11 protein-coding genes are annotated in these 17,340 nt (G+C 45.6%); 6 read left to right on the forward strand and 5 right to left on the reverse strand.

Features of this window, described 5'->3' with window-relative positions; genetic code table 11:
* Nucleotides 1-12: 12 nt before the first annotated feature.
* Nucleotides 13-2,100: an ATP-dependent DNA helicase RecG gene (gene recG, locus EXT48_RS16160; RefSeq protein ID WP_130165034.1), complete on the forward strand. Its 2,088-nt coding sequence runs from the start codon at nt 13-15 to the stop codon at nt 2,098-2,100.
* A gap of 16 nt (nt 2,101-2,116) precedes the next feature.
* On the opposite strand, the gene EXT48_RS16165 is transcribed toward recG, so the two are convergent.
* Nucleotides 2,117-2,584, reverse strand: a complete 468-nt coding sequence (locus EXT48_RS16165; RefSeq protein ID WP_130165035.1) for an N-acetyltransferase — start codon at nt 2,582-2,584, stop codon at nt 2,117-2,119.
* Between the two features lie 165 nt (nt 2,585-2,749).
* Between EXT48_RS16165 and EXT48_RS16170 the strand changes: the two genes are divergently transcribed.
* The 4 genes from EXT48_RS16170 (at nt 2,750) to EXT48_RS16185 (ending at nt 8,545) form a co-directional block, all read left to right on the forward strand.
* Nucleotides 2,750-3,412 (forward strand): alpha/beta hydrolase, encoded by a 663-nt coding sequence (locus EXT48_RS16170; protein ID WP_045988002.1) that lies wholly within the window; start codon nt 2,750-2,752, stop codon nt 3,410-3,412.
* 184 nt (nt 3,413-3,596) lie between these two features.
* The gene (locus EXT48_RS16175) at nt 3,597-4,322 is read left to right on the forward strand and encodes a TetR/AcrR family transcriptional regulator (RefSeq protein ID WP_130165036.1); all 726 of its coding nucleotides are present in this window, start codon (nt 3,597-3,599) and stop codon (nt 4,320-4,322) included.
* Between the two features lie 15 nt (nt 4,323-4,337).
* Nucleotides 4,338-5,438 carry an efflux RND transporter periplasmic adaptor subunit gene (locus EXT48_RS16180; protein ID WP_130165037.1) on the forward strand — a complete coding sequence of 367 codons (1,101 nt, stop codon included), beginning with the start codon at nt 4,338-4,340 and terminating at the stop codon, nt 5,436-5,438.
* Nucleotides 5,438-8,545 (forward strand): efflux RND transporter permease subunit, encoded by a 3,108-nt coding sequence (locus EXT48_RS16185; RefSeq protein ID WP_130165038.1) that lies wholly within the window; start codon nt 5,438-5,440, stop codon nt 8,543-8,545. The genes EXT48_RS16180 and EXT48_RS16185 overlap by 1 nt, the downstream gene beginning before the upstream one ends.
* A gap of 124 nt (nt 8,546-8,669) precedes the next feature.
* Here EXT48_RS16185 and EXT48_RS16190 read toward each other — a convergent pair whose 3' ends face one another.
* Nucleotides 8,670-9,857, reverse strand: coding sequence for an NAD(P)/FAD-dependent oxidoreductase (locus EXT48_RS16190; RefSeq protein WP_130165039.1), 1,188 nt, complete (start codon nt 9,855-9,857; stop codon nt 8,670-8,672).
* Nucleotides 9,858-10,400: 543 nt separating this feature from the next.
* Here EXT48_RS16190 and EXT48_RS16195 point away from each other — a divergent pair.
* On the forward strand, nt 10,401-12,530 hold the full coding sequence (locus EXT48_RS16195) for a S8 family peptidase (RefSeq protein ID WP_130165040.1): 2,130 nt from the start codon (nt 10,401-10,403) through the stop codon (nt 12,528-12,530).
* A 743-nt stretch (nt 12,531-13,273) separates the two neighbouring features.
* On the opposite strand, the gene EXT48_RS16200 is transcribed toward EXT48_RS16195, so the two are convergent.
* The 3 genes from EXT48_RS16200 to EXT48_RS16210 form a co-directional block, all read right to left on the reverse strand.
* Nucleotides 13,274-15,196, reverse strand: a complete 1,923-nt coding sequence (locus EXT48_RS16200; protein WP_039492851.1) for a methyl-accepting chemotaxis protein — start codon at nt 15,194-15,196, stop codon at nt 13,274-13,276.
* A 161-nt stretch (nt 15,197-15,357) separates the two neighbouring features.
* A complete protein-coding gene (locus EXT48_RS16205; RefSeq protein WP_239652605.1) occupies nt 15,358-16,056 on the reverse strand; it encodes a class I SAM-dependent methyltransferase in 699 nt (232 codons plus the stop codon).
* 131 nt (nt 16,057-16,187) lie between these two features.
* Nucleotides 16,188-17,339: a PleD family two-component system response regulator gene (locus EXT48_RS16210; RefSeq protein ID WP_130165041.1), complete on the reverse strand. Its 1,152-nt coding sequence runs from the start codon at nt 17,337-17,339 to the stop codon at nt 16,188-16,190.
* Nucleotide 17,340 lies beyond the last annotated feature (1 nt).

Genomic DNA, 17,340 nt, shown 5'->3' on the forward strand with positions numbered 1-17,340 from the left:
TAGAGGATTAGCATGTCGACACCAAATTTGGCCACTTATCCAATCACCGAATTAAAAGGCGTAGGCCCAAAAGCGGCCGAGCGTTTGGCCAAACTTGGCATTCAATCGGTGCAAGACATGTTATTTCACCTTCCGCTACGCTATGAAGACCGTGCACGCACCTATCCTATCTGCGAGCTGCAAGCGCATAGCCATGTCAGTATTGAAGCCGAGATTGAACGCAGCGAAATCACGCAAGGCAAACGCCGCATGTTGGTGTGTTATGTTAATGATGGGACGGGGCGGATCGCGCTGCGCTTTTTCAACTTTAATGCGGCACAAAAAAATGCCATGCAAGCGGGCAAAGTGATCCGCTGTTTTGGTGAGGTTCGCCGCGGTCATTATGGCTTTGAAATGGCGCATCCAGAATACAGCATCAAAGAGACGCGCTCTGCACCGAGCGATCCGAGTCTTGCGACGCTTACCCCAGTTTATCCTACCACCGAAGGATTAAAGCAACTGAGCATTCGGGCAATTGCCGATCAAGCCGTTGAGTTACTGCGCAAGTATGATGTACCAGACTATTTGCCAGCTCAATATCGGCCATCGCAGCAAAGTGTAAAAGAAGCGCTGTTATTACTCCACCGCCCACCACAGGAAGTGGATTTAGCGCAATTAGAGCTTGGGCAACACCCCGCGCAAGCACGATTGGCGTTTGAAGAGTTATTGGCGCAAAACCTCAGCTTGCTTAAGCTTAGGCAAAAAGGCCAAGCGGTAAAAGCGGTTGCACTACCGCCCACCAATCCACTTGAAGCCCAGTTTTTGTCGGCCTTGCCATTTGCCCCCACCAATGCCCAAAGCCGAGTAGTGGCAGAGATCAAAGGCGATTTACAACATCCCTATCCCATGATGCGATTGGTGCAAGGGGATGTTGGCTCAGGAAAAACGCTTGTGGCAGCGCTTAGCGCGTTAACGGCTATCGCACAGGGTTACCAAGTAGCACTGATGGCACCCACTGAGATCCTATCCGAACAACACGGCATCAACTTCCTTAATTGGTTTGAACCTATGGGCATAGAAACCGTATGGCTGGGTGGTAAAACCAAAGGTAAGGAACGCACTCATGCTCTTGAGCGTATTGCTTCAGGGCAAGCACAGATGGTGGTCGGCACCCATGCGTTATTCCAAGAGCAAGTACAGTTTTCTAACCTTGCGCTTATCATCATCGACGAACAACATCGTTTTGGTGTGCATCAGCGCCTAGCGCTGAGAGAAAAGGGAAAGTTTGGCGATTGCTATCCGCATCAGCTGGTGATGACTGCAACCCCAATCCCGAGAACCTTGGCAATGACGGCCTATGCAGATCTTGAAACCTCAATTATCGACGAACTACCACCGGGCAGAACACCAATCACAACCGTCGCCGTGCCAGACACCAGACGCAATGAAGTGATCAAAAAAGTACAAAAGGCCTGTGTTGAAGATAAGCGTCAAGTTTACTGGGTATGTACGCTGATAGATGAGTCGGAGGCGTTACAATGCCAGGCCGCAGAAGACACCGCCAAAGCACTTGCCGAAGCCTTGCCAGAACTTAATATTGCGCTGGTACATGGTCGCATGAAAGCCCAAGAAAAGCAGACCATCATGGACGAATTTAAACAAGGTCATACCCATGTGCTGGTTGCCACAACCGTGATTGAAGTTGGCGTGGATGTACCCAACGCTAGCCTTATCATCATTGAAAACCCTGAGCGCTTGGGCCTTGCACAACTTCACCAATTGCGCGGCCGTGTTGGTCGCGGACAAATCGCATCACATTGCTTACTACTTTACCATGCGCCACTGTCGGTCACTGCGCAAAAGCGTTTAGGAGTGCTTAGAGAAAGTAACGACGGCTTTGTCATCGCCGAGCGCGACCTTGAGATCCGCGGCCCGGGTGAAGTGCTTGGTACAAAACAAACTGGATTGGCAGAGCTAAAAATTGCCGATCTTAGCCGTGATAAACATTTATTACCGCAAGTGAGAAGCCTCGCTTTTACCGTGCTAAAAAACCACAGCGATATTGTTGACCCGATTATCTGGCGCTGGATGGGTGATAAGAGCGAGCTGGCAATGGCGTAAGCCTGAAGCGTAATTATTACTGTGTGTAGATGAGCTCAATTTCACCATCAAGCCTTCTTCCTGTCGGAGTAAAACCTAATGCTTGATAAAAGTTCAACGCGTTTTCGGCCTCTGTATCCATGGTTGTAAGCGACAAACCAACTAACCCTATTAACTCAGCATACTGTTTGGCAAAACACATCGCGGCTTTACCATAGCCTTTAGATTGTGACGCTTCATCAATCATCAAACGCCATATGTATAAGTGTTGTGCCTGAAAGTGCCCATTGTCATCCCCAACCAAGCGAGGATCAATAAGCGCAATCATACCAACAGGCAAGTCATCATCGTACATACCAAAACACACGCTATCTTCATTAAAGCTATCCTCAATGATCCACTCGGCGTTTGATGCAATTAGATGTTGTTGTGAGTCACGCACTTTTAACTTGAGCATGTCATCTGCTACATCACTATTTACTTTCAAAAACTGTAATCTACTCATTCGATTTACCCTATTACCTGTTTCGCTAGTTAGTGTACCTACTATAGAAATATCTGCATACTTTATTTGGCCTTCACCTCAATACCCAACGATGGTCGCACTACGCTTGCTTCTTTTATCAAAGCTTGGCTACCATCTCGCTACATCAACTAAAAAGACTCAAAAATGAATCCTTTACTACGCGCTGTATGCGCCTCCTTTGCCGCTTGCGTGGCATCAATCGCCTCTGCAAAAGCAGTTTTCCCAGATATACCTGAGCAGATTAATCCATCTGCCAAATATGTTTTTTACTCTCATGGCTATATCGTTGAAGGTGATAATGAAACGCCTATTCATAAGCGCTGGGGGAAATATGACTTTCCAGCCATCAAACAAGCTTTAAGTGATGATGCCTATACGCTAATTGCTGAGCACCGCCCTAAAGGCGTCGCACCAGACGCGTATACAAAAACCTTGGTTAGCAAGGTTCACAAATTACTGGACGCGGGCGTCAGTGCTAGCAACATTACGCTCGTGGGGTTTTCTCGCGGTGGCGCGTTAACGATAATGGCAAGTGATGCATTAAAAAATGATGCCATTCACTACGTGGTACTAGCAGGCTGCGCTGGACTTATCAAAAGTAAAACCGAGATTCAACTCTATGGCAAGGTGTTGTCCGTTTACGAAACCTCAGATCAAGTGGGTTCTTGCGATTTTGTGAAAGCACGCTCTGCAAACCTCAAAAGCTTTTCAGAGATTTCGATTTCAACCGGTAAGGAACACGGCGCTTTTTATCTCCCGAGAGACGAGTGGTTAAAGCCCGTTAAAAGCTGGATTTTAAACCACTAAACTATTAGCACGTCGCTATAACAATGACGCGCCGTGCTGAGCCTTCCTTCAGAACCAATCTATACACAAAATTCCTATTTTGAAAACAAAATTCTGTTTACTTATTGCACTTTTAAAAATGCTCTCTATAATTGAACCTTATTCGAATATCATTCGAATAAGGTTCAACCTCTAAGGAGAAACGATGGCACCGGCACCTAAATATGATAAAGAAACCCAGCAACGCATGATTTTAAACGCTGCGGAACAATGCATTAATGAGTCTTCAGTCACTGACTTTACAATGGCAAAAGTCTCTTTGCTTGCAGGGTTGTCTATGGGCTCAATCTATAAATTTGTGCAGACCAAAGAAGACCTAGTAATGGCGCTGGCCTATGAGTCTTTTACCCATACATCCAGTGTTTTTAAGCAAGTGTTATCCTTACCACTTAGCACGCCAGAACGCATGCTCGCAGTGTGTCTTATCTCGCCACAAAAACTAAAACGCTTCTCTTTTGATTATGAATTGCAGTCCTACTCTACCAATGAGGCAGTGATTAAAAGGGCTTCTGAGTTTTGGACTAATAAAATTATCGAATCCTGTGGTGGCTGTGAAAACGTGTTTAAACAAGCGCTGATTGATGGCATTGAAGCAGGTGAGTTGCAAGCTACACCAGATCTACACGACATGGTGGAAGAAATCATCATCACCGGATGGGCGCTTACCGTAGGATATGAGCAAGTACTGCGCTTGCAACAAACTAAGCAAATTGTTGAGGGCACGGCTTCATTGCTCGCACCACTTGAGCTTAATGACCCTGTTATTCGCAGTACCGTGCGATTACTTAACAGTTATCCATGGCAACAGCCTATCACTCAAGATTCGCTGGTACGCATAGAGAAAGAATTGCAAGCGCTCGAGCTTCGTTAACTTAAGGAAATCACAATGAACATCAAACGTTGGCTTATGGCCGTTGTCATCATTCTCATCGTTATTACCAGCCTTGGATTTGTGAAGTTTACACAAATCCAAGCGGCAATCGCCTTTGGGGAATCTTTCCCAGAGCCCTCGGCTTCGGTAAAAAGCACGTATGTATCAACCACTGAGCATATTAAATCGGTTAAGGTTGTAGGTCAGCTCCATGCCAAGCGCACCGTTACCATTAGTAACGAGTATCCCGGTCTTATCACTTACGTCGGTTTTCAGCCCGGTGAGCAAGTAGCAGCAAACCAAGTATTACTGCGCTTAGATAGCAGCATTGATGAGGCGAATCTATTAGCGGCTAAAGCTCGAGTAAAGCTTGCTAAATCAACCTATCAACGGGTTGCCAAATTACTAGAACAAAAACGGATCAGCCCAGATGAGGTAGACAAAGCCGAGGCTGAAGTTGCAATTAATCAGGCAGACGTAAAACGACTAACCACATTAATCGAGAAAAAAACCATCCGAGCACCTTACCCGGGTCAAACGGGGTTAGAGCAATATCAGGTTGGTCAATTACTTGATGCCAATAGCGAAATCACTTTCCTGGTTGGGTTAGACGACAGCATTTGGGTGGATTTCAAAATTCCACAAACCTTACCACAACCTGACTTAGGCGAAGACGTTAACGTAGCAATTTCTAATACCAGCGGCCAAAAGCCTGCTCGCGTATCAGCCAAAATGCCAATGGTCGATGTCGCATCGCGTCAACAAAGTTATCGTGCTGAGCTACAAAACAGCGATGGCACACTCAGCCACAACCAAATGGTGTTAGTCAATGTACCAACCGAGGTCGTGAGCGCCGCAGTAGTGCCAACCAATGCGATTACTCGTAATCACTTTGGGGAATTTGTTTATGTACTTGAAAAGGACGACAGCCAAAATTGGCGGGCAAAACCGGTAAAAATCACATTAGGCGATAAGGTCAACGATCAGCAACTTGTGCTATCAGGCCTTAGCGGTGGTGAATTTATTGCTGCTGAAGGCGCATTTAAGCTACAAGAAAACTTACTGGTTTATACCGATCAGGTTGCCGCTGTTGATGGCAATAACGGAGGCCAGTAATGAGCGCATTACACGAAAATAAGCCGTCTATCATGGATATTTTTGTTAACCGGCCGGTACTGGCGATCGTGGTGTCATTGCTTATTGTACTAGCGGGTTTTAATGCCGCCCGAGATATATCGGTGCAGCAATATCCAAAAATAGAAAGTGCCTCACTGGTGATCAACACTGTCTATACGGGCGCTGCCGCAGACGTCGTAAAAGGCTATGTTACTGAGCCTATCGAGCGAGTGGCCTCTACCGTTCCGGGTGTCGACTATGTAGACTCGATAACTACCTCGGGACTTAGCAAAGTTACCGCTTGGCTTGAACTTAATCACAGTACCACCGACGCCTTGGCTGAGCTGACTACCCGATTAAACCAGATTAAATTTGAGTTACCCAGCGGAGCGGAAGATCCAGCCATTCAAATCGTACGTGCCGACAGCCCATATGCGGTATTCTATCTCGATGTAGAATCTCAAGGTCTGCCACGTAATAACGTGAGTGATTATTTGATCCGTAATGTTGTCCCTTCTATGTCTGATATTCCCGGTGTCCAAAAAGTGACGCTGGAAGGTGGCCGCGATCCCGCTATGCGAATTTGGCTCGATACCGAAAAACTCGCTATCTATGGCGTAAGTGCCAGCGATGTATTTACCGCGCTACAAGCAAACAACACCATTGCCACCTTAGGTTACAGTGAAAATAACAGACAACGCATCGACCTGATGGCCAATACCTCGTTAAAAACGGTAGCTGATTTTAACAACCTAGTGGTAAAAGAAATTGATGGCACGCAACTCAAGCTTGGTAACATCGCCACGGTAGAACTCGGTGAAGCCGAAGGCATGGTAACCGCACGCCTTGATGACCACGATACGGTATTCTTAGCGGTGTGGGCATTACCGGGTGCCAATGAAATCGATATTGGTGATGCGCTGTATAAAAAGATTGATGAGATTAATACCATCTTACCCGACGGCATGCATCTAAGAATTGGCTACGATGGCACGCTTTATATGCGTGATTCCATAAAAGAAATCTTCACCACGCTTGGGGAAACCGTCCTACTTGTGGGGATTGTTGTACTCGCGATGATGGGCTCGTTTAGAACCGCCATGGTGCCGCTGGTGACTATTCCTATCTCTATTTTAGGCGCAATCGCGGTGATCTCAGCAATGGGCTTTTCACTCAACCTACTGACCATTTTGGCTATCGTGCTTTCTGTTGGTTTAGTGGTGGATGATGCCATCGTGGTGGTTGAAAACGTTGCACGTCATATGCGCGAAGGCAAACCCAGATTACAAGCCGCGCTTATCAGTTCACGTCAATTACTCGTCCCAATAATTGCCATGACGCTGACCCTTGCTGCGGTCTACGCGCCAATCGGATTTTTAACAGGTTTAACGGGGTTCTTATTCAGAGAATTCGCGTTCACCCTAGCCATTGCGGTATTAATTTCTGGACTGGTTGCTATTACCTTATCGCCCATCATGAGTGCTTACGTTAATCCCGAAGGCGGTAAAGAAGGTAAATTAACGCAAAAGGTCAATGGCTATTTTGATCGATTACAAGCGTTCTACTTTCGAGCACTCGATACCTTGTTTAAGTGGCGTCCACAGGTCTTTTTTGTCGCTATCGTGTTCTCTTTATTGTCGGTGCCGTTTTACCTGTTATCACAAAAAGAGCTAGCGCCCATCGAAGATCAAAGCAGTATCCAAGTCGTAGTGGAAGCACCACCTGAGTCTTCTCAAGCTTATACTTCAGCGAAAATGAATGACACAGCCGAAGTCATGAACGCCACTGAAGGCGCTGAGTTTACTTGGCAGATTATTACGGCGGCAGCAGGTTTTGGTGGTGTAGAGCTTGCACCATTTGATGAGCGAGAAAATTCAGTACACGACTTACTATACGATCTATACGGCCGGTTAGGCAGCGTGACTGGACTAAGTTTATTTCCTATTCTACCAGCATCGCTTCCTACCGCAGGACAGTTTGATGTTGAAGTAGTATTCCGTGCCAGTGACGACCCAACTGCGATGAAGCAGTACGCTGATGAGATTATTCAACGCGCTACCGCCAGTGGCAGCTTTATGTTCGTCAATACCGACCTAAAAATCGACCTGCCGCAAGCCGAGCTTGAAATCGACCGAGAGCTGGTTGCTGACTTAGGTCTCAGTTTGTCGTCGGTAAACGAGCAACTTAGTATTTATATGTCGAATAATTTTGCCAACTACTTCAACAAAGAAGGTAAAGCCTACCGCGTCATTCCCATTGTGGGCGATGGCGAAAGGTACAATCCTGAGAACATTCTTAATATGCAAGTAAGAACCGATGCTGGCGATCTTATTCCGATTTCAGCGTTTGCTACCTTGCGCACCTTTACAAGCCCTAGAGTGCTAGGCTCATTCAACCAGCAAAACTCGTTTAGAATATTGGCAGGCACACTACCACACATTACCAAAGAGCAAGCGCTCACACAGGTAGAGGAAATTGCAGCAGACGTTTTACCTAGTCACTACTCAATTGACTACGCTGGCGAATCAAGACAGCTAAGAAAAGAAGGCAATACCATGGTTGGCGTACTTTTGTTTGCCATGATAGTGGTGTTTTTCTTACTGACGATCCAGTTCAACAGCTTTAGAGATCCGCTCGTGGTACTACTCGGCTGCGCACCGCTGGCACTCGCAGGTGCATTGATGCTACCGTTTTTATCACTCACAACAGTCAATATTTACAGTCAAATCGGCCTAATTACGCTCATCGGTTTAATCGCCAAAAATGGCATCTTGATTGTTGAATTTGCGAACCATTTACAACTTGAAGGTAAATCGAAATTTGAGGCGGTAAAAGGGGCAGCGGCCACACGTCTAAGACCTATACTGATGACTACAGGTGCAACCGTGCTTGGTCACTTCCCGTTGGTCTTAGTAACTGGCGCAGGCGCAGAAGCGCGCAACAGTATAGGTATTATCTTAGTCGCAGGCATGCTCATTGGTACTTTCTTCACTTTGATTGTCTTACCGCTGCTTTATGAAAAGCTAGCCAGCGATCACCGTGGCGAAGCCGAAACTATTGAAACCTATCCTGAAGCACCGTTAGTAGGCAAAGTCAGTATGACGTGATAACTGGCTAACAATCAAAAGGACACTAAGTGCCATACTTAGTGTCCTTTTTAATTGGTAAAACCTTTCTTTTGATAAGCTACAATTAATATCAATCTATAGCCGCTTTTGAGCGTTATTTGGGCTAACAAACCTGTCCGCATGCCCAGCCGGAGCTCCATGCATATTGGAAGTTATAGCCCCCGAGCCATCCAGTGACATCGGTTACTTCGCCGATAAAGTACAGGCCTTTTTGTTTTTTAGCTTCGAAGGTTTTTGAACTTAGTTCGTCGGTATCTACACCGCCTAACGTAACCTCTGCGGTGCGATAACCCTCTGTACCATTTGGTTTTATTTTCCAGCTGGTGAGAGTTTCAGTGAGCTTTTCAATCTCAGTGTGGCTGAGTTGGTTGGCGTTTTTATCTGGGATGCTACCGTCGCTGATTAGGGCTTCAATAAAGCGCTTTGGTAAAATGGTCGAAAGCAAGTTCTTGAGGCTCTTTTGCCCTTGCTCACTGCGCCAATCATGGAGTTGTGCTTGCACATCTAAGTCAGGTAGTAAATTGATGCTAACAAACTCGCCTGCTTTCCAAAATGAGCTGATCTGCAAAATTGCAGGGCCAGATAAGCCTCTGTGAGTAAAGAGAATATTTTCTCTAAATTGGATACCGCTTGCGCTGGTCACTAGGCTATCTACGCTAATACCAGACAAACCATCAAAGCGTGCTTTGTCGTGATCATGGAGTGTAAATGGTACAAGCGCTGCCGTGGTTGGTAACACCGTTAAACCAAATTGCTCCGCTATTTTGTAGCCGATTGGCGTTGCGCCAAGTTTTGGCATGGTTAGGCCACCAGCGGCGATCACCACTGACTCGCAGTTAAAGGTTTGAGTCGTGGTTTTGACTAAGTAGCGACCATCAGCTTGGTGTTCAACCGCAAGGACTTCTTGACGTAAGTGAAGTGACACGCCCGCCCAGTCACATTCTGTAAGAAGAATATCCACAATGTCTTGCGCGCTATTGTCACAAAACAACTGCCCAAGTGTTTTGTGGTGGTATGCAAGACCGTGGCGGTCTACCAGTTCAATAAAATCATGCTGGGTATAGCGGCTCAAACACGACTTTACAAAGTGTGGATTTTTACATAGATAGTTAGCAGGTGAAGCATTTTCGTTGGTAAAATTACAGCGGCCACCGCCACTGATCAAAATTTTACGACCAGGCTTTTTTCCCATATCAACCACTGCAACTTGTCGCCCTCGGTATCCAGCCTGTGCAGCACACATCAATCCTGCAGCGCCTGCGCCGATAACGACTACCTCTATTTGTTGCATAAACTCACTCAACTTTTTATCTAAGATTTCTACACTTACCGCTTTGCCAACAGTTTAGCTTTTAACGGCAAAATCGCGACCAAGCGAAAATTATACCTAGATTCTTTATCCAATCACAGCTGCGAATATCAATAGCCACTCGCATACCTTTTAAACACTTGTAAACATTATGTCAGCGCTATCATTTCTTAAACCCTCAAAAATAAGAAAATACAACTAGAACAACAAAAAAAACCAACCTTTAATACTAAGAAAGTCTCCACTCTATTGGCTACAAATGCTTCACAAAGTTAAAAACACTATTTTGTTTACAGTCATTTACAATGTAACTGAAATTTATTCACCCTCTCACAAAAATGAAAAATATCGATTAAAAACAATACAGTAAGAATTTTTTATAGCCATTTATCCGTCCACATATAACTAAAAAATTAGTGCAAATAACAAAACAGCGCTTTCTTTTTTTTAACTAGGAGTTTACTTTCACTGACCATCAGCTTTTTATTAACAGCTGAACAACAAGTTAGAAACTAGGGAAACATTATGACAATCAATAAAAACTTTAAGCGTGCTGCACTAAGCGTCGCAGTGAGCGCATTATTCACTGCAACAGCAGTTACAGCCGCACCAGCACAATCAATCGGCCAAGATGCAGCACTTGCAGCAACAGCACAAAAACTTTCATCTCAAAACACACTTGGTACTCAATTTATTATCAAATATAAGGATGCAAGTTCACAAATGATGGGGCTTTCAGCCGCTGACCTTGCGCCTGGTAAAATGCAACAGCGCGCAGAAAGCTTCGTAAAAGGCTTTAAGAGCAGCAAAGCAAGTGCCCGTGCTCAATACGTACGTTCGATGGCACTAAACAATCACCACGTTATGCGTGCTGACAAAAAGCTTTCTGCAAAAGAAGCGCAAGCGTTTATGGAAGAAGTAGTAGCGTCAGGTAATGTTGAATACATTGAAATCGACCAGATGTTAAAACCATTCGCAACACCAAATGACCCTCGTTATAGCGACCAATGGCATTACTACGAGGCTGCCGCTGGTATTAATGCACCTGCTGCATGGGATAAAGCAACAGGTCAGGGCGTTGTTGTTGCTGTACTCGATACAGGTTATCGTCCGCACCTAGATTTGAATGCGAATATTTTACCTGGCTACGATATGATTTCTGATACTTTTGTCGCGAATGACGGTGGCGGTCGCGATAGCGATGCTCGAGATCCTGGTGATGCAATTTCAGCAAATGAGTGTGGCTATACTCACGGTGCACAAGGTTCAAGCTGGCATGGTACGCATGTAGCAGGCACCGTTGCAGCAGTATCAAACAACGGTGAAGGTGTTGCCGGTGTTGCGTATGACGCTAAAGTAGTACCAGTACGTGTTCTTGGTAAATGTGGTGGTTTAACTTCTGACATCGCTGATGGTATTATCTGGGCGTCAGGTGGCTCAGTATCAGGCATTCCAGCAAATGCTAACCCTGCCGATGTTATTAATATGAGTTTAGGTGGCTCGGGTGCATGTAGCTCGACGACGCAAAACGCAATTAACCAAGCACGTAACAACGGTACAGTCATTGTTATTGCGGCAGGTAACGACAACGATAACTCAGCAAACTACAACCCTGGTAACTGTAATGGCGTGGTAAACGTAGCATCTGTGGGTCGTGATGGTAGCCGTGCTTATTACTCAAACTATGGCGCAAACATTGATGTTGCAGCTCCAGGTGGCGCGCAAAGTTTTGCGAATGACCCTGAAGGTATCCTATCTACTCACAACTCAGGTTCTGGTTCACCTTCGAATGATACTTACCACTACTCACAAGGTACATCGATGGCAGCACCTCATGTTGCAGGTATTGCTGCGCTTATCAAGCAAGCTAAACCATCAGCGACACCTGATGAAGTAGAGTCAATCTTAAAAAATACGACTCGCAGTTTCGCTGGTAGCTGTTCAAATTGTGGTACCGGTTTAGTTGATGCTTCAGCAGCTGTCAACGCAGCACTAGGCGATGTTGTTACACCTCCTACAGGTAATGCGCTCGAAGATGGTATAGCGAAAACAGGCTTAAGTGGTGCAGCTGGTAGTGATCAGTTCTTCACTTTCGACGTGCCTGCAGGTAAAACCAATGTTACTTTCACCATGAGCGGTGGTACTGGTGATGCTGACCTTTATGTAAAACTTGGCAGTCAACCAACTTCAAGCAGCTATGATTGTCGTCCTTATGAAGGTGGTAATGCCGAAGTTTGTAGCTTTGACGCACCTCAAGCTGGTACATACCATGTAATGATTAACGGCTATAAAGCTTATTCAGGCGTAAGTTTAGTTGCGGCAACTTCAGGTTCTAGCACAGGTGGCCCTCAAGCGGGTGGCGGTACCGTTGAAGATATTTCAGCTTCAAGTGGCCAGTGGGTTCACTACACAATCGAAGTGCCTGAGGGTATGAGCGACTTCACCGTGAAAACATTTGGTGGCTCAGGTGACGCTGACTTATTCGTTAAGTTTGGCTCTCAGCCTACAGCAAGCAGCTATGACTGTCGTCCATATGAAAATGGTAATACCGAGACTTGTGTAATCACTAATCCGCAAGCGGGTACATGGCACCTAAGTGTTAATGCTTACCGTACGTTTTCTGGCCTAACGTTAGACGCGCAGTACAAGCCATAAGCAAAATTTAGTAGGCTCTGGTTGAGTCTTCTTTCCCCAACGAGAGGCTGCATTTGCGGCCTTTTTTAATTATTTTGTAGAGTTCAGCTTACAGTAGTCGAGATAAATCTCGACCTACAAAACTCGTTGCTGGGAACGAGTTTACCTCACGATCTTTTAACTACTCGCCGCGTGAAGCGGCTCCTGCGTTTTGGCTTATGCTGTCGAGATAAATCTCGACCTACAGCACTCGCTGGTAGGAACGAGTTTACCTCGCGATCTTTTAACTGCTCGCCGCGTGAAGCTGCTGCTACGTTTTAGCTTGCAGTAGTCGAGATAAATCTCGACCTACAAAACACGCTGGTAGGAACGAGTTTACCTCGCGATCTTTTAACTGCTCGCCGCGTGAAGCGGCTCCGACGTTTCAGCTCATACTGTCGAGATAAATCTCGACCTACAAAACACGCTGGTAGGAGCGAGTTTACCTCATGCTCTTTTAACTGCTCGCCGCGTGAAGCGGCTCCGATGTTTTCAGCTTATGCTGTCGAGATAAATCTCGACCTACAGCACTCGCTGGTAGGAACGAGTTTACCTCGCGATCTTTTAACTACTCGCCGCGTGAAGCTGCTGCTACGTTTTAGCTTGCAGTAGTCGAGATAAATCTCGACCTACAATACTCGCTGGTAGGAACGAGTTTACCTCGCGAGCTTTTAGCTTTCAGCTTATGCTGTCGAGATAAATCTCGATCTACGGCACAATCCTGATTACTGCAAACCTAAAGTGCCCCTGATCTCTCGCATTTTCTCTTTAAGGCTTTGTTGAATTTGCTGAACTTGCTCATGTGAGCTATTAACCTGACCTTTCATGCTGTCCATGGCGTGGCCAAAGGTGTCTAGTAGGTCTGATTGCTGATTGGCAAGATCCATTGCATGGGCGGCAACTTGGTTGGCGCTCTGTGCGCTCTCTGCCACACCTTCTGAGTTGCGTTTCAACTCTTGTGCATGGCCTGTTTGCTGCTGTGCCTCGTCTGCCAAAGCCGAGATTTGTGTCGATACTTTGTTTGAATTATCACTCAAAACATTTAATTGCTGGTGAATATCAGTCAGTGAGGCTTGTGTTTGCTGTGCTAGCTTTCGTACTTCGTCCGCAACGACCGCAAACCCGCGACCATGTTCACCTGCGCGCGCCGACTCAATCGCAGCGTTGAGCGCGAGTAGGTTCGTTTGTTCTGCGATGGAGCTGATCATATCAATCACTTTACTTACATCTGAAACACCATTAAGTAATTCATTTAAGCTCTCTAATCCCTGCTCTACCCGCTTTTGCGTGGTAGATGAAGCGCTCAACATAGCATCCGCATAGGACACACTTTGTGTCATTGCTTCAAAGGTGTTATTGGCATTGTCGGCAACTTGCGCGTTGATTTGATTGGCATCCGCCCCAAGCGCTCTAAGCGAGTCAAGCTGTGCTTGGTTTTGCTCCACCTGCTCAAACGTGTCTCCAGCTTGTGCAGAGATCTGCGCCAAGTTAGTGTTCATCTCCTCCATAAAGGTATTGATCACACTCAGCATTTCTGAGCGTTCGTCCGCTTCTGCTCGCTGCCTATCAATTAACTGATTAAAGTAACTCGCAATTTCGCCAATTTCAGTGTCTTGGTTTTTACTTTCAATATTACGTAATTCATTGCTTTCGATAAGCTGAGCGAAGCCATCGCGTAGTTGTCTTAGCGGAGTTAATACTTGATTGAACTGCACAAAGTAGACACCACCTGCAAGCAGTACGAGTAACCCAATAGCCACACCAAACAGCATAAATACATTGGTTTTTACGTCAGCCTGCTCAGTTTTTAAGTTGGTTTCTGCTTGCAGGATATTCTCTGAGATTGCTTTAATATCACCTCGCAGTGCCAGCATGCCAGCTTGACGTTGTTTGGACTGCTGTAAGGTATTTTCCAAGTCGCGGGCATAACGTTTAGGCCAGCTCACAAGCTCCGCTTTTATTTCTAGCGCGAGGTCTTCGGCTTCGGCACCTAAAAATAGCTCGTCTTCGTCTACCTCACTCATTACCCCTAAGTTTTCGAGTCGGTCTATTCGCGCAGCAATATCCTGCAAACGGCTTAAGCTCGACATCAAACTCTGCTCGGTCTGCTGTTCGTAAGCCATGACTAATTGGTAGGTATATAAGCTCAAGTTTGATACTTCGCTAAAATAGTCTGAAGCGAGATTAAAGTAGGATTCTTTGGCAGCACTATCTTGTGCTTTAATTGCGTACTTAACGAGACTCGATGCTGAACCTGACATTTGTCTGAGCGCATTATCCAACAACGCAAGTTCATTACCAGAAAGCTTGCCAAGTGCACGGTATTTGCCTGCAATATCTTGTTGTAGTTGTGTGAGTTTAGTTTTAAGTTGCTCAGCAAGCGCTGGTGGCAACTGCTCTACACTTTGCTGTAATGCTTTGATTTGTTCATCAGCCTTACTTAAATACTGACTGTCGCCCGCACTCAAGTAATCTTCTACTGTACCCTCAAGCTCGATGATCACCGCATTTTTAACTTGATTGTAAGCGGCGTCTTGCACATCAAGCTCGGTTAATACTTGGCTCGCCCAAAACAGACTCGCCCCAAGTAGAATACTCGCAGTGGTCAATAATATTGCCAATAGCCGAGTAAATGTAGACACGCGCATAGAATCACAACCCCTTTATCAAAATGCTCCGCAAGAGTATTAAGGATTTATGACAACTTGATTAAATCTGGTTACCTTTTCTGTACAATAGTACAAAACCATACTTTTTGCGTATATCCATCTAGATATCTACTGCACAAAATTAAATCAGGTAGTGTGTGCTATTTCATTGCGGCATTAACATAAACGTCAAAGCGGTTTTTCTTGGTTTTTATTTGCATACTTGGCGTTTTATCATTTAAGAAGCCAGCGTAGTCTGGACGTTTTACCACCACCCTTTTAGCGGCTAACTGCAAAGCAAAAGGCAAAAGTGCATCTGCATCCAAGTCATTACCAACTAAATCTTGGAATACGCGCATTTCTTTTTTCACTTGCGCTGACTTTTCACGATGCGGAAACATAGGATCAAGATACACTACATCTGGACGCCAACCCGCTTGCTCTAACAAGTCATGGCTGGAGCCAAACTCCAGTCGCATAGTTGACTGTACCCATTCGCCAATTTCAGCATCTTGATAAGCGCGTTGTAAGCCGTCATATAGCAGCGCTGCGACTACCGGGTTACGCTCGTGTAGCACAACTTTGCAACCCATAGACGCAAGCACAAAGGCATCGCGTCCAAGTCCCGCAGTTGCATCCAATACCGTAGGCACAGCACCTTTATTTAAACCCACTGCTTTTGCAATTGCTTGCCCTTTACCACCACCAAATTTGCGTCGATGAGCTACTGCGCCAGTCACAAAGTCGACTCGGATAGCACCGAGTTTTGGCTCATCTTTTTTGAATAATTGTAAGCCTAGCTCATCATAAACCAATTGAAACTCCGCCTCGTTAATATTAAGCGCGGATAAATTAAACAGCTTAGTTAGCGTATCTAGGTAGGATCTGTTTTCTTCAAAAGGGGTGTGAATGTACAAGCTAAGCTCCCAAGGGTTACCAACCGTGGCAGTATACCCCTTTCCCTTTCTAGTGTCTTTGATTATCCAGTGGCTTAAAACAGTTCAATATCTGCTTGCGATGCCACTTCATCCTCACCCCAAGGTTTCGCTATTTTGTTTAAACTCTCTATAAGCTGCTGGCGTACCTCAGTCACTTCTCCTAACTTATACTTAATTATGGTTAGCTCATCGCTTAAATAAGTGAAGTGCTCATAGAGTTCTTGCAACCGTTCTCTTTCACTTGGTTCTAAGATTGCAAGCTTGTCGCTTTCTAGCACCGTCTGAAACTCAGCAACTTTGCCACTGTAATGATCGCCAACGCCGCTTAAATGATCGCTCAGCTCAGCAAATACCTGCCCGATATGTTCCACTTTATTGAGCGCATCTTCACTGACTTCCATGTCTCTGATTTTAGCATCAGTGGCTTCCAGTATGTGCGGAAACAAATCTTTATAGCGACCATAAACCGCAACATCATCAACAGGCATGTTTTTAATCAGTAAAGAGACTTTAGGATAGTTAATGATAGTTCTGCGACCAAAATCAACAAAGCGACTGCCATCTTTGTGTTTCTCAAATAGCTCTTGCTCTATCGGTTGAATAGCACCTTCACTGGAATAAAACATCGCGTCTTGGTGGTACCAAAAAGCCACCGCAACATCGAGCTCCATCGGCATAAAAAACTCTAAAAAATGAGTGCTCAAAGTATTGAGGTCATGCGCGTGATACGATTGCCCAACGTAGCGCATTATACGGCCCATATCACCAGAGTCGGTCATGGCGATTTCAGCTGTGGTTTGGGCGCGCTGTACGTCTTGTTTGAGCTGCGACGAGGTTTTTCTATAGTCATCAAGAACATTAATACGCGCTAGCAATTCTTCGGCGTTAAAGGGTTTGACTATGTAGTCTGCAGCGCCGGCGTTGTAGCCCCGCATCCGCTCTGAAATATCGGCACGAGAAGACAAAAACATAACTGGGATCTCAGTGGTGTCCTCTAGTTTTTTGAGTTGCTCACATACCTCAAAGCCCGACAGTCCAGGCATCTCGACATCAAGCAAAATAATATCCGGACGATATTTTTTAGCCAACCGTAAGCCTTCCTCGCCATTTTTCGCATGTAATATTTTGCACGTACGCGATAGCGCCTCATCAACAATGTGATGGACGAGTTTGTCATCATCAATGGCAAGAACCAGTTTCGTCATG

This window comes from Pseudoalteromonas sp. CO348 (genome assembly GCF_004208845.1).
Classification (GTDB): Bacteria; Pseudomonadota; Gammaproteobacteria; order Enterobacterales; family Alteromonadaceae; genus Pseudoalteromonas; species Pseudoalteromonas maricaloris.